This is a genomic window from Gloeothece verrucosa PCC 7822, from assembly GCF_000147335.1.
Lineage (GTDB): Bacteria > Cyanobacteriota > Cyanobacteriia > Cyanobacteriales > Microcystaceae > Gloeothece > Gloeothece verrucosa.
In genome coordinates this window covers 164,513-178,197 of the sequence record NC_014501.1, presented here as the reverse complement: position 1 = coordinate 178,197, position 13,685 = coordinate 164,513, and the positions used below count along the sequence as shown (strand labels likewise).

General features: G+C 37.9%; 11 protein-coding genes. 6 read left to right on the top strand and 5 right to left on the bottom strand.

Translation table 11 applies throughout. The features are described from left to right. Nucleotides 1-67: 67 nt before the first annotated feature. Nucleotides 68-2,479 (bottom strand): ATP-binding cassette domain-containing protein, encoded by a 2,412-nt coding sequence (locus CYAN7822_RS00755; RefSeq protein WP_013320319.1) that lies wholly within the window; start codon nucleotides 2,477-2,479, stop codon nucleotides 68-70. Between the two features lie 349 nt (nucleotides 2,480-2,828). On the opposite strand from CYAN7822_RS00755, the gene sir reads away from it, so the two are divergent. The 5 genes from sir to CYAN7822_RS00730 all read left to right on the top strand — a co-directional run bounded on the left by sir (nucleotide 2,829) and on the right by CYAN7822_RS00730 (nucleotide 9,296). Then, a complete protein-coding gene (sir, locus tag CYAN7822_RS00750; protein ID WP_013320318.1) occupies nucleotides 2,829-4,769 on the top strand; it encodes a sulfite reductase, ferredoxin dependent in 1,941 nt (646 codons plus the stop codon). A gap of 79 nt (nucleotides 4,770-4,848) precedes the next feature. Beyond that, nucleotides 4,849-5,805, top strand: coding sequence for a hypothetical protein (locus CYAN7822_RS00745; RefSeq protein ID WP_013320317.1), 957 nt, complete (start codon nucleotides 4,849-4,851; stop codon nucleotides 5,803-5,805). 172 nt (nucleotides 5,806-5,977) lie between these two features. Next, nucleotides 5,978-6,619 (top strand): hypothetical protein, encoded by a 642-nt coding sequence (locus CYAN7822_RS00740; protein WP_013320316.1) that lies wholly within the window; start codon nucleotides 5,978-5,980, stop codon nucleotides 6,617-6,619. A gap of 816 nt (nucleotides 6,620-7,435) precedes the next feature. Further along, nucleotides 7,436-8,332 (top strand): sigma-70 family RNA polymerase sigma factor, encoded by an 897-nt coding sequence (locus CYAN7822_RS00735; RefSeq protein WP_013320315.1) that lies wholly within the window; start codon nucleotides 7,436-7,438, stop codon nucleotides 8,330-8,332. Between the two features lie 505 nt (nucleotides 8,333-8,837). Beyond that, nucleotides 8,838-9,296 carry a response regulator gene (locus CYAN7822_RS00730; protein ID WP_013320314.1) on the top strand — a complete coding sequence of 153 codons (459 nt, stop codon included), beginning with the start codon at nucleotides 8,838-8,840 and terminating at the stop codon, nucleotides 9,294-9,296. Here CYAN7822_RS00730 and CYAN7822_RS00725 read toward each other — a convergent pair. The 3 genes from CYAN7822_RS00725 to CYAN7822_RS00715 form a co-directional block, all read right to left on the bottom strand. Beyond that, nucleotides 9,280-9,648, bottom strand: a complete 369-nt coding sequence (locus CYAN7822_RS00725; RefSeq protein WP_013320313.1) for a Na-translocating system protein MpsC family protein — start codon at nucleotides 9,646-9,648, stop codon at nucleotides 9,280-9,282. The genes CYAN7822_RS00730 and CYAN7822_RS00725 overlap by 17 nt on opposite strands. Nucleotides 9,649-9,682: 34 nt before the next feature. Continuing rightward, on the bottom strand, nucleotides 9,683-10,093 hold the full coding sequence (locus tag CYAN7822_RS00720; RefSeq protein ID WP_013320312.1) for a Na-translocating system protein MpsC family protein: 411 nt from the start codon (nucleotides 10,091-10,093) through the stop codon (nucleotides 9,683-9,685). A gap of 423 nt (nucleotides 10,094-10,516) precedes the next feature. Beyond that, complete coding sequence (locus CYAN7822_RS00715; protein WP_013320311.1) at nucleotides 10,517-11,020, bottom strand: BON domain-containing protein; 504 nt, start codon at nucleotides 11,018-11,020, stop codon at nucleotides 10,517-10,519. A gap of 590 nt (nucleotides 11,021-11,610) precedes the next feature. Between CYAN7822_RS00715 and CYAN7822_RS00710 the strand changes: the two genes are divergently transcribed. Further along, on the top strand, nucleotides 11,611-11,820 hold the full coding sequence (locus CYAN7822_RS00710; protein WP_013320310.1) for an NblA/ycf18 family protein: 210 nt from the start codon (nucleotides 11,611-11,613) through the stop codon (nucleotides 11,818-11,820). Nucleotides 11,821-11,914: 94 nt separating this feature from the next. Here CYAN7822_RS00710 and mutL read toward each other — a convergent pair whose 3' ends face one another. Further along, nucleotides 11,915-13,624: a DNA mismatch repair endonuclease MutL gene (mutL, locus tag CYAN7822_RS00705; protein WP_013320309.1), complete on the bottom strand. Its 1,710-nt coding sequence runs from the start codon at nucleotides 13,622-13,624 to the stop codon at nucleotides 11,915-11,917. Nucleotides 13,625-13,685 lie beyond the last annotated feature (61 nt).

Below are 13,685 nucleotides of genomic sequence, written 5' to 3'. Positions count from 1 at the left end.
TAAAGGGTAACAGGGAAAGGATAAAGGGTAAAGGTAAAAAACCAATAACTAATAACTAATGACTAATTTATAAAATATCTTTACGTTTTTGTAACCAGAATGTAACCGATAAATAAATAATAGTATGGAGTAATAACATTCCCCAATTTAAGCTTAAATTTTCCCAAGTTTCCCGATAAACATTATTAGGGTCTTCAAAAGGTAAGGCCATTTTCAAGACTTTTACTTCATCACTTTCTTGGGCGGTTTTAATCATTCCTTGAATTTCTACTAAGACCCCATAAGCCCCAATTGACCAACGGCTTAACATTAACCAAGAAACTAACTTAGTCAGAGTTCCTTTAATTTCAAATAAGACCCCTGAAAAAATAATTTGAGGTAAGAGTAAAATCGGTAAAGCATTATTCGCTTGGGTACTATTTTTGACTCCCGCCGATATCATTAAACCTAAACTCATAGAAGCTAATAAGGTCAAATAAGTGGTAATTCCCATACCGACAACCCAAGGAATTGTATCGGGTTCTGGGTCTTTAAACCCGATTAAAATCACCAGAGCAATTAATAAAGTTTGCAGCAAAGCTAATCCGCCTAAAATCAATAATTTAGAGCCTAAATAAGCCACTAATCTTAAATTAACTAGCCGCTCTCTAGTATAAATTTCCGCTTCTTTGACGATTTCTTGTAAAGAACTGGAGAGTCCTACCCATAAAGAAGCACAGGTAAAAACAAATAGCACTTTTAAAGCTAAAGGAGCCGCTTTTGAAACTAGCTCAAATTCTTTAGGATTAGTAATAATTAGAGGGTCTTGATTGCGAATGGCTAAGGTAATTAAACCAATGCCTATGGGAGCGGTTAATAAAGATAAAATCAAACTTAATCTATCTCTAGTAATTAGCTTAAAATAGCGTTCAGTTAAAATGAATAGTTGTTGGAAAAATGGATGAATAACTTTAGCTGGCTTAGAGGCAATCTGAGGCGTAGCTTGACTGAGACGTTTTTCAATATATTCCTGATAAAATTGAGATTGACGAAATCGCTGTGCCTCTTGCTCCACTGAGTCTTTGTTTTCTAATTTAATATAAATATCAGCAAAACCATCAGTATTAACCCTAAAAAACCGAATGGCATCTTCAGGAGTGCCAAAGTAACAAAGGTTCCCTCCTTTGCCGAGGAAAACTAACCGCTCACATAAAGTAATATTCGCTGTGGCATGAGTAACAAGAATAACAGTTCGTCCTTCTTTTGCCAATTTAGCCAACAATTCCATCATCTTTTTATCTAACCCCGGATCGAGTCCCGAGGTAGGTTCATCCAAGAAGAATAATTTCGGATCAGCTAATAACTCTACTGCTATACTCACTCGTTTTAACTGTCCGCCACTGAGGTCTTTAACCAGAGTATCCCGTCGCTCAGAAAGTTCAACTTGTTTTAAAGTTTTTTCAATAACTTCTTCTACATAAATATCAGGAGGAAGACGTAATTTAGCCGCATAAAAAAGAACTTCAGCCACCGTTAAATCTTTATGGACAATATCGAATTGCGGAACATAGCCGATTTGAGTCCGATAAATATTGAAATTATTTCTTAAATTTTCCCCATTCAAATAAACCGTTCCTGACGTAGTGGGTTCGATGCCCAACAATGTTTTTAATAAAGTCGATTTACCGGCACCACTTCCCCCGACTAAGGTGACAAATTGTCCAGGCTCAATGGGAAGAGAAATATCATTTAAAATAGTAATTTTTCGCTTTTTCTTATCTTGTACAACTCTCACCAGATTTTCAGCATCAAGCCGAATATTGTCCCCTTGATCGACTAAAACTAAATCATCCCCTTGTAACACTAAAGTATAAGGCCCAATTCGCACGGTAGCCCCTGGAGGTAAAAAAGCCGCTCCGTTGACTTTTTGCCCATTAACAAATACACCATTAGTGCTATAGTCATGGATGATATATTTTCCCTGAGCATCCTGATCGATGGTAGCGTGTTGACGAGACACAGTAGGCGCATCAAGCTGTAGAGTAGCACTGGGTTCTCGTCCTAAAACCACAGAACGATTTTTAAGGGAAATAGAATATTGAGTTGGCTGTTTAGCCGGCTGGGCACTATTGGGATCAAAATAAGTAATGATGACCCAATTTTGAGGGTTTTGCCCCACCTTAATTTCATCTCCATTTTGTAAATGATAGCCTTCAGTAGGAGTAATAACAGTATTATTGATAAATAACTTGTTAGCACTGGCTTTACTTCCATCACCATCATAAATATAATAATGGTTTCCTATCTTGCGAAAGCAGGCTTGAAAACGACTCACCACAGTCCAAGAAGGAGGAACAAGGAGGTCCACTTGCTGAGGATCTCTCCCTAAGCTATGATAGGGACGAGTCAAATTTAGAGAGGGTAAAATTTCTCCTTGATTGTTGAGAATAATATATGGATTGCTACTGAGAACTGTTTTGCTACCTGATGGGTTACTCATGTTAAAAAAGAAGCCAACTGCACGTTTAAAAATTGCTTATTATGTATAATAGTGAACTTGATATTCTCTTAAAGGGTAGAATATTTTTCTGTAGAGTAACGAGGCTGTCACAATTTTTAAAGAATCGAAGCAGATTATTAACGCTAAGATGGAAATAATGGCAAAATCGTCATTTGTTTATTGTCCTTGGGTCTTCATAAGCTGAATTAACATTCAACAAAAACATCAGCCAGACACCCCTCCAGTTTGATAATCGGGGTTATAAAGGACGAAGCACTAGCGAAGATGAAAATCGAGCATATTTACCCTTTATACAAAGTTAGTAAGAGCGATTAATTTCTAAATTCCAATGGTCAAAACACCAATTCCCTCAACCGGTAAATTGTCTAAAGTAGAAGGCTTAAAAGAAAAAAGTAACTACTTACGAGAACCTCTGGCAACTGAAGTCTTAGAAGATACCACTCATTTTAGTAATGATGCAGTGCAACTTCTTAAGTATCATGGTTCATACCAACAGGATAATCGGGATAACCGGGCTAAAGGACAAGAAAAAGATTATCAGATGATGTTGCGTACCCGCAACCCCGGGGGATTTATTCCAGCCCAATTGTATCTTACCTTAGATCGCCTCAGTGACGAATACGGCAATAAAACTCTCAGAGTGACCACTCGTCAAGGGTTTCAACTTCATGGAGTTCTCAAAAAAAATCTAAAAGCCGCCATTTCAGCCATTGTCAAAAATATGGGTTCTACCTTGGGAGCTTGTGGAGACCTCAACCGCAATGTCATGGCCCCGCCTGCTCCGTTTAAAAACCGCCCAGAATATCTATATGCTTGGGAATATGCCAATAAGATAGCTGATCTGCTCAAACCTCAAACCGGCGCTTACTACGAAATTTGGTTAGATGGCGAAAAAGTGATCAGCGCAGAAGTTGCACCCGAAGTAAAAGCGGCTAGACAAAACAATCACAATGGGACGATTTTTGTCGATAAAGAAGAACCCATTTATGGGGAACATTATATGCCCCGTAAATTCAAATGTGCTGTCACGGTTCCGGGTGATAACTGTCTCGATATTTATACCAATGATGTCGGTTTAGTGGTAATGACCAATGAGTCCGGAGACTTAGAAGGGTTTAATATCCTCGCCGGCGGAGGGTTAGGCCGTACCCACAACAAAGAAGAAACCTTTCCCAGAATGGCCGATCCTATTGGTTATGTAGACAAAGACGATATCTATGAGTTAATGAAAGCCATCGTCGCCACTCAAAGAGACTACGGTGACCGCACGGACCGTCGTCATGCGAGAATGAAGTATCTTGTGGAAGATTGGGGAGTCGAAAAATTCCGCGCTAAAGTAGAGGAGTATTTTGGCAAGTCGATACAACCATTTAAACCCTTACCCGACTGGAAATATCAAGACTTTCTGGGATGGTGTGAACAAGGAGACGGAAAGCTATTTTTAGGCATCTCCGTTGAAAATGGCCGGGTTAAAGATGAGGGAAGTTTTCAACTAAAAACCGCTTTAAAAAAAGTGGTGGAACAGTTCGACTTACCCATGCGGCTAACCCCCAACCACAATATTATTTTGTATGAAATTGACCCCGCTCACCAAGAAGCGATTAACAGCATTCTACATGAGCATGGCATCATCACTAATCCCGAAGAAATTGACCCTTTAATACGTTATTCAATGGCCTGTCCCGCCTTTCCTACCTGTGGGTTAGCCATTACCGAGTCCGAAAGAGCATTACCTGGCATTATTGATCGTATTCGCACTCTTCTAGAACAGTTGGGAATGGCGGACGAACAATTTGTCATTCGTATGACTGGGTGTCCTAATGGCTGTGCTAGACCTTATATGGCAGAATTAGGCTTTGTGGGCAGTAATCCGGGGACTTATCAAATTTGGTTAGGAGGAGATCCCAATCAAACCGTACTCGCTCAAACTTATATTGATAAGTTGCCTTTTGACCAAATTGAAACTTTTTTAGAACCGATTTTTGTTTATTTTAAAGAAAATAAAACTAGCGGCGAAAGTTTTGGTACATTCTGTAGACGGGTAGGGTTTGATGCTTTAAGAGAGTTTTCTGAATCTTATCAGTTAGGAAGCTATCAAAAGATGAATAAAAAGACTACAAAACCTCGGCGTGTTCGGAAAAATCAAAATCGGGTTAGTGTCCCAGATGATATGTTTATTCGTCTTAAACAGGCTTCTCAAGATGAGGGACGACCGATGAATCAAATTGTTACTGAAGCTTTGGAGGCTTATTTGTCTGGGAAGTCTTAGTTAATTTGATGATTGATAGTTGAGGGGGTTTAATTTGATTAAACCCTTTTTATTTGGCACAGAGAGGAGGGGTAAGGGTTTGACTCGGCAATTTCATGACCAGTTTGCGAAACAGTATTTAGAGGAGTTACTTTCGCCTTTAGGTACGGTTGAAATTAGTAAGGAGGTGAGTGATGAAACTCGCCAAGTTGATGTGTTTTTTTCGCCGAGTTCTGGGTCTAATGAGATTTCAGAAAGGTTGGGGTTATTGGGGAGAATGGCGGCGACTACTGTGTTAATTGAGCCTTTTCGGAATGCTCCTACAAGAACCGAAATCCGTAATTGTGTGTTAAAGTTATTGTCTGTCTGTGCTGATTTAGGGCGCAAAGGGAAGCGGGAAAATAAAAGTTTATCTGAAGATGATTTACCTCGTTTGTGGATTTTGGCGACTTCTGCGAGTGCCGCTTTACTAGAAAGTTTTGATGCTAAATTAGATCTAGAGAATTGGGCCAATGGGGTTTATTTTCTCTCGAAGTCTCTGAGGACTGCGATAATAGCGATTAATCAATTACCGGTTACTCGAGAAACTCTCTGGTTGAGGCTTTTAGGCAGAGGAGAAATCCAGCGCCAAGCGGCCAGAGAAATATTAGAAATGCCCGAAGGTGATTTGTTACGAGAAAATGTAGAACAATTATTAATCGGATGGCGTGTAACAATGGACATTAAGCAACCTTTGAGTGAAGATGATCAGGAGATAATTATGAATTTTCGACAAGCTTATATGGAATGGCGGCAAGCAACTCTAAAAGAAGGGTTGGAAGAAGGTTTACAATTAGGTTTACAGCAGGGTTTACAGCAGGGTTTACAGCAGGGACGACAACAAGGACGACGGGAAACGATTGAAAGTTTACTTACCGCTAAGTTTGGAGAGTTGGATCGTTCTTTAGAGAGGGTTGTTGATGCTTTGCTACAGTTATCGACTCAACAATACACTCGTCTGTTGTTAGAGTTGTCAAAGGAGGAGTTAATAGAAAGGTTTGGTCAAGATAGTCAATAATATTACTATAGGAACAGTGTATGATGTTTGATAAAAATTAAAATCTTAATTACACTGTAAAGATTTGTAACAGCACTGTGATCAAGATCACATTAAAATGATAACTAAATCACAGAAAACAGAAGAGTTTGGTTAGATGCTAGTAGGAATCAATTTTCTTAAATAGCAAAGAGTGAAAAAACTGCTTCTGTTCGTTTTATTAATTGCTGGAATTTTATTATTAACAGCACCTGCCACTGCAAAACAGTTACCTAGCCAAAATCTCCATTACACCTGCCCTGCTGTCAATTCTCAAGGGTTAGCCGAAGATGGGAAATGCCTTAACCCACCCCATCAAAGTGAAATAGAAACACCTACGCCTATGTTTTCCTTAGAGCAAGAAAATTTAGTGCATCAGTATCAAGAAATTCTCGCTCTCGTGAAAATTTCCCTCTCCGATGAACAATGCGAACAACAGCCGGGATTAATTCTGTATGGCTATTATGATCGCATAGATAATTTAATGGTTATTTGCAAAGATGCTATGAAACACTATCAAGAGTATGTTGAAACCTTAGTTCATGAAAGTTGGCACGCCGTACAAGACTGCATTGATGGCTTAGATAATCCTGATACCACTGCCTTTTTAACTCAAGATCCTGAGCTATTAACCACCATTCTCAATGGTTTATCTCCTGCCCAAGTAGAGAACATTTTACATAACTATGAAAAAGCCGATCAAGCTTTCGAAGTAGAGGCTTTCTTTTTACAGAAATATCCTCATCTCGTTCTCAAAGGATTGAATACTTGTGTATCGCAAATGACTTCAGGATGAGCAAATTTAGGAGGGCACTAAGTACCTGGACAAAATTAAAGTTAACAGTGAGATTGGGGAAAGGGGAAGGGGGAAAGGGCAATGGGTAAGAGTTAGGAGAGTTTTACATTTCTTAACATAGTGTGCTTTATTTATGTCCAGGTACTTACTATAGCTATTCTAGTTCATTGATGAGGGAAAAAACCATTAGTTAGTCTAGGTTGAAACTGATTCTAGATTATTGAATGGGGAAGTTGCCGTCAACTTCTCTACTTTTCTAAAGACGACTTATTAAAACTTCTCTAGGATTGCTAGATCAGCTTTTGCTTAAGAATAACTTTTTATTGAGTTTTTTATTCACTAATTTAATTATAAATTTATTTAAAGTTTTTTTTCATCTATCTTAAGATATATCTAAAATTTTTAAATTCTCTTAAACCCTCCCCTAGACAAGGCAGTAAGGCACTGAACGGGTTCATAATTTAAATAAAAATGCTAAATATTTAACAATTTAAATTAATATTTAACCCCGAAGCCCTCAGAAAAGCTATACTTCATTAGAGAGAGCAAAAAAAAATGATTATGAATTATATTTATGTCTTTGTATAGGCTAACTAACTACCGAATAAACTTAAAATAGAACACAGGTAGGAACTAAGGAACTAGATAGCTAATAACATTTTTAGGGATAGATAATTAAAAAAACAACAGGCTGAACAATTCAATGGGGGAGAATTAATTTCATTAAGCTTTCTTGAGCAATAAACTTTTCACGCAAACAGCACTCCCAAAGTACCGTTAATTAACCTTGACGTAGATTAAGAGAAACAATTTTCTATGGCTACACCAAAACTTGACCCAGTTCGCTCCTATCTTCAAGAAATTGGCAGAATACCCTTATTAAATTCCGAGGAAGAAATTCAACTAGCTACAAAAGTGCAAAAAATGTTGTCCTTATTAGAATTAAAAAAAGACAACCTGGCGGCAGCAGAACAGAAGATTATAGAACAAGGACAACGCGCCAAACAGCAAATGATTCAAGCCAATTTACGTTTAGTGGTTTCTATTGCTAAAAGATACCAAAGACGCGGTTTATCCTTACTAGATTTAATTCAAGAAGGAAGTTTAGGCTTAATTCGCGCTGTCGAAAAATTTGACCCATCTAAAGGCTATAAATTTTCTACCTATGCCTATTGGTGGGTTCGTCAAGCTATTACTCGGGCACTGGCAGAAAAAAGCCGCACCATTCGTCTCCCTATTCACATGACGGAGAATTTAAACCATCTTAAAAAAAGTGTACGGGAGTTAACGGGTGAATTAGGCAGAAAACCCACTGAGCAAGAAGTTGCTCAACGGATGGAAATCCCCCTAGAAAAACTTCAAGAAATTCGCCATGCTGTTTATAGAACTGATGCTAAAAGTTTAAATATCACTTTAGATGATAATCAGACAGAATTAGGGGAAGTTTTACCAGATGAGACTTCTTTACCCATTGATTTTGTTTCTGAACGAGAGTTAATGACTAAAGTTGACGACTTACTGGAAGATTTACCCCCACGCCAACGGGAAATTATTACTCTACGTTTTGGTTTACTTACTGGCAAACGCATGAGCTATAAAGAAATTGGCCGACAATGCGGCATTAGCCATGAGCGGGCACGACAGTTACTTAATCGAGCGATGAGAACGCTAAAACAAAAAGCTTTTCGGATCGGAGAACAAGCGGTATTGTAAACTATAAGTTCTTTACTTCAAGGCAGCCGCTCATCAGAAGCGACTGTCTTCGGTTCAAAAGGAGTTCAAGATAATTTGTTAAAGAATCATGACTAATTAAGGTTAATTAATATTAACTAAGAAAAATTACTCATCAACGGCGAAAAGAGAGAAAAAATGTTTCATAATTTTAAGAGATAACCAGACATATTAAAAGTTTTTTTGAATGAGCCAGATAGAAAATCGATAAACGACCTATATTAGCTCTATTAATTGCCTTAAAAATCGAAAAACCTCAAAAATTGGAACTTTATAAAATTTTAAAAATTTTTTGAATAAGTGTATTATGATTAGAAAAAGTTACGGTTTTCAACTTGATCTAAGCTTTTCCTTAGCTGGATAACAAGCAACCAAGCAAAAGCAATTAACTTGGAAGCCGTCGTTACGAGTCAATCCAACGATAAGTGCCATTACGCCACTTTAAGGAATGTCTCGTCCATTCTATATGGACTGGAGAGTAAAGAGGATGGACTTGAATTTTGTAACTCCTATAATTCAATCAACGTTATCTGAGCAGCCTTACATATTAGCCATAGATGATGATGATGATAATTTAATCATCATTAGTTACATTTTAAGTACGATGGGATATGCCTTTACCACAACCACCAGTGGTGATGAAGGGTTAATACTGGCTCAAACCACTACTCCCTCTCTAATTTTGTTAGATATTCTTTTACCGGGAATTGATGGGTTTGAAATTATTCATCATCTCAAACATAATCCCAAGACAAAAGATATTCCCATTATTGCTGTAACGGGGTTAGCGTTTCCTGAAGATAAACAGCGTATTCTTGAGGCGGGATGTGATGATTATTTGAGTAAACCCTATTTAATCCGAGATTTAGAAAATTTAATTAGTCATTACATCCATAAAAAATACTCGTTTTGCACCTCCCTAATAATGGCTAAACAACAGAATTAGATTCGATGTCAAAAATGACGATCGCTCCCAGGCGATCCGTGTCAACTTTTGCCTTAAAGAGCAGATCAACTACAGTAACTTTCATGGCTTCTTCAATTAGAATTTTGAGTTCAGATTTAATGAAACGATTGAGAACAGAGCGAACTTGTTTAGCTAAAAAGTGTTGAGAATTTTCCTGGAGAAAAATTTCTGTTTTAGTCACAATTCCCTCGATAATTACAATTATATTTTGCTCAGAAAAATATACTTTTATTTCTTTTGGTTCCTGTTTAAGTTGCTGAGAGTAAATCTGTTCTATTCGCTGTTTCAAAACCTCTTCTAAAAAGACTCGGTTCAACTTTTTTGTTTTCATTTAGAGATCGTTTAATCATGCTAATCAAGGACAGTTAGGAGGAAATTTTGCGTTTATTTTTCGGGATTGTATCGGGATTACGAACATCAGGAGTATCGGAAAGAATCGCAATAATCCCTATTCTGCCGGTTTCTAAGGTAGAATCACTCAGTAAATCCTCAACCCTTACCTGTAAAGTTTCCTCAATGACTTCTTTGAGTTGTTGCTGCATAATCTCATCAATACTTGAGCGAACTTTTTGCGCTAATTCTACTTGTCCTTCTTGAAATAAAAGTTGCTCGGTAGGAGTGATAGATTCTTCGAGAATAATGGCAATTTTCTGCTCAAAAATTTGACAAGTGACCTTACTGGGTTGATGCTCTAATTGTTGACGATAAAATTGTTGAATTCGTTGAGATAAATCTCGTTCTAATTTTCCGCTTGTTGGTTTTTTTAGATTGTCCATAATATTGTTTGTTTCTCAATTAGACTACTGCTGATGAGTCTCTTACAATAAGCTTTTTAAAATGCTCTTAGAGAGAGTCATCGAACAGTAGTGTAAATGATTGGGGAATGGGTAAGAAAACCAAAGGGTATTACATCAGTTAACAGTTAATGATTCACAGGGATCAGTTTTCTTTTTTTAACGGTTCACTGTGAGCTAATCATTGTATCCTGTTTACCAATTAAGGTTAATAGCCTTTATGTCTCTTGAATACATATTATAATTATTTCTTCAGCTTATGTAAAAGCTAAAATTAGGTGGACATCGGGGAGTCAGGCACTTTCCAAGCTTCCTGAACTGGTTGAAATCTCTTAACAGGAAGATAAAAGAAACTACGCGCGAGTTTTTTGTTTGGCGCGTAGAATCCAACCTAAATGAGAACACCTAGGTGATGTTTTCTAAGCTAAAATCAAAGGTGACTTCTCGAACTCCAGGAATTTTTTTAACGTTTTCTACAAGGTCATGAGCCTCATATTTATCTTTCGCTCTCCCCGTCAGGCGAACTGAACCATTAGTTACAGCCACAATGACTTTTGGATCACTCATAGATTCCACTTTATTTTGAATCTCTTGATCGCCTAATAATTTATTAGGATTAATCCTTTCGGGATATTCTAAACCCGTGTAATGACCCCCGCCGGGATTGACTTTAAGGTCTTCTTCAAGGTCGGCTTGTTCTTGACTCATGGTATCATTAGCCGCTAATGCTGCAAAGTGGTATTCAGGAGCGGCACTAGCAGGCAGGGTTTTAATAAAAAATAATAAAGATGCTCCTGCTGCGATGAGTCCTAAATTGAATAAATACTTGGGTTTATTAATTAGTTGTACTACAATTAAAGTAGCAGAAATTAACGTACCTAATGCAATTAAATCAGTTAAATTCATCATAAGCTTATAAGTTTCCTATCTTAATTTTTGCAGATGTTTTTTTCAGAGAGGTTTACTGTCTTGAAATTTAATGGTTATCGTTTTTCAACCTTTTCTCGAGCAGTAAGCGGCAGCGATAAAAACTGCACAACCCCTAAGTTGTATAGTTTGAGCATCGTCCTCACATCGCCAAATGCTGATTTTTTGATGTTTGGTTCTGAGTGAAAACGATAAAACCTCTTTCGATGCTCCTGTGTGACTTTTCAAGTTCTATAGCAACTTTAGAAGCTTTAGCCTTAATTTTGCATCAATCCCCAGAAATAAACCGAATTAATCTTTGTTTCCTTCTTTGGAAGTATCTTAAGTGCTAAAAAATCTATTATTGGGTAGATTGATTATTAATAAGTATGCTCTATTTTTAGAAATTTATTTGTCTTTAGATAGTTCTTTAGCAAATTTTACCGCTCTTTTTTGTATAAAATTTATCTTAAATATCTCTCGAGAAAGAAGACTAATTTAAATCTTTGGGCAGATACAATTCTACTATTTATTTTGGCAAGCTTATATTAGAACTACTAAAAAATTAATTTAAATTTACCCGGGAGTCCATTATGCTACAACCATCAGAAATCGGTAACCTTTCGCTAGAACAACAATTTCATTTAAGACAATTTTCTGATCACGTCAATAACTTATCTAGAGAACAAGCCCAGGCCTTTCTAGTGGAATTATATCAACACATGATGTGTAAGGAGAACTTTTATAAGCATTTTTTAAAACATGAATGGGGTTTAGATTCTTCTCCTTTCTCGGCGGCTTAATTTTAATAACTCTTTTTTTCGCTCGTAGCTATAAAACCTCAGCCCGCCTAGGCGGGCTATCATTCACCCATAATTAAATTAAGTTAAAACAGAATTAAATCCCATGACTTTTCCCAATCACCCAATGGCGGCGAAAAAATCGGGCTAAAGAGGTTTCCTCTAACGATAAAAAAATCGGTCGCCCATGAGGACAAGTGCGAGGGTTTCGGGTTCTTTTCCACTGATCTAAAATACTCTGCATTTGCGCTAAACTCAGGGTTGTCCCATTGCGAATGGCACTCCGACAAGCGGTAGCCACTTGGGCAGTTTGTAAATCTCCTCCCCAACTTAATTCTATTAAAGCCTCACTACAATCCTGCCGCTTAGATAACATTTCTGGGGCACTGCGAACGGCCCATAATGCCTCCCCAAAAGGCTCTATTTCTAATCCTAAACGCTGTAACTGTTCTACCTGACTACTCGTTAACTGATTTAAAACAATCGGAGTATCTAAAAAGACAATTTTCCAATCATCTTGTAACTGTTCATATAACACCCGTTCATGAGCAATATGTTGTTCAATTAACCATAACCCATTGCTATGTTCAGCCACAATATAAGTATTGCGAACTTGGGCAACCGCTTGTAAATCTAATAACCCGATAGAATCTTGATGACGAGTTTGAGTCTGGGGTTTAGGATCAACTTTATAAGGGCTTTTTTCTTCAGAAGCTTTGAGTAACTTCACCACTCGATGATTACTCGCTTTATCTGATAGACTATCCCCATTCATTTTTAAAGCTTCATCAATGGATTGGGCAATTTTTTCTTGCCAAAAAGCCAGAGAATGTAAATAAATTTCCGTTTTCGCCGGGTGACGATTCCAGTCAATATGAGAGGGACAAGTTTTGACATGAACAAAACACACCGGAAAACGATCACGAGGTAAAGTCCTAGCAAAAGCCGTAAAAATACTTTGTTCTAACTCAGGCAATCGCACCATACGCCCATTAATAGCCACTTTAACCCAATCTGCCCGCCGGCGATGACATCGATCCGGTAATCCGATGACTAATTCGACTTTAGATTCCTCTACCATTGGAGGTAAATTAGTCTGTAGATCGTTTAAAGCCGGAGTCTCCACTGTTTGAATCAGTAAATGTAAATCATTTTGGTGAACTCGTTTCAGCAGTTGGGGTAATATTTGTAGGGCAGATTTTCCGGGAGAAATATTAAACCAATTGCGGTCATTTTGTTCCAGACACCAGGTAACATGAGGATGACACAAAGCGATGTGATGAATGAGGGTTTGTATCGCTTTTAATTGTTGTGTCATCGGGGGTAAACCCTTGCGGCGTACCGGCAAATTCCCAAATAGATTAGAAACAGTAACAATAGTACCAGGAGCAATGGCCGCCGTTTCCAAACTTTCTGCTTCCCCCACCGCATTATAACGAACACGCCAGCCGGCATCATGGCCGATGGTAAAACGACTAGCGACTTCTAGAATGGCCACTTGGGCGATACTATGTAAAGCTTCTCCCCGGAATCCTAAACTGGTAATATTCCATAAATCATCTCGAGAGCGAATTTTACTGGTACTATGAGCATTAGAGCAACGTTTTAAATCCTCTAATGACATCCCTCGCCCATTATCAGCGACTTGTATCCACCATAAGTCAGGATACAGAGAAATAACAATGCGGGTTGCGCCGGCATCAAGCGCGTTTTCTACTAATTCCCGAACTACTGCGCCTAATGAGTCTATCACCTCACCAGCCGCGATCAGGTTAATAACATCAGGGGGTAACGATTTTATGTTCACTCATCTATCTTGTATTAGTTCTGGGTAGTTCTAGAATACTACATTTCAGGGAACTATATCT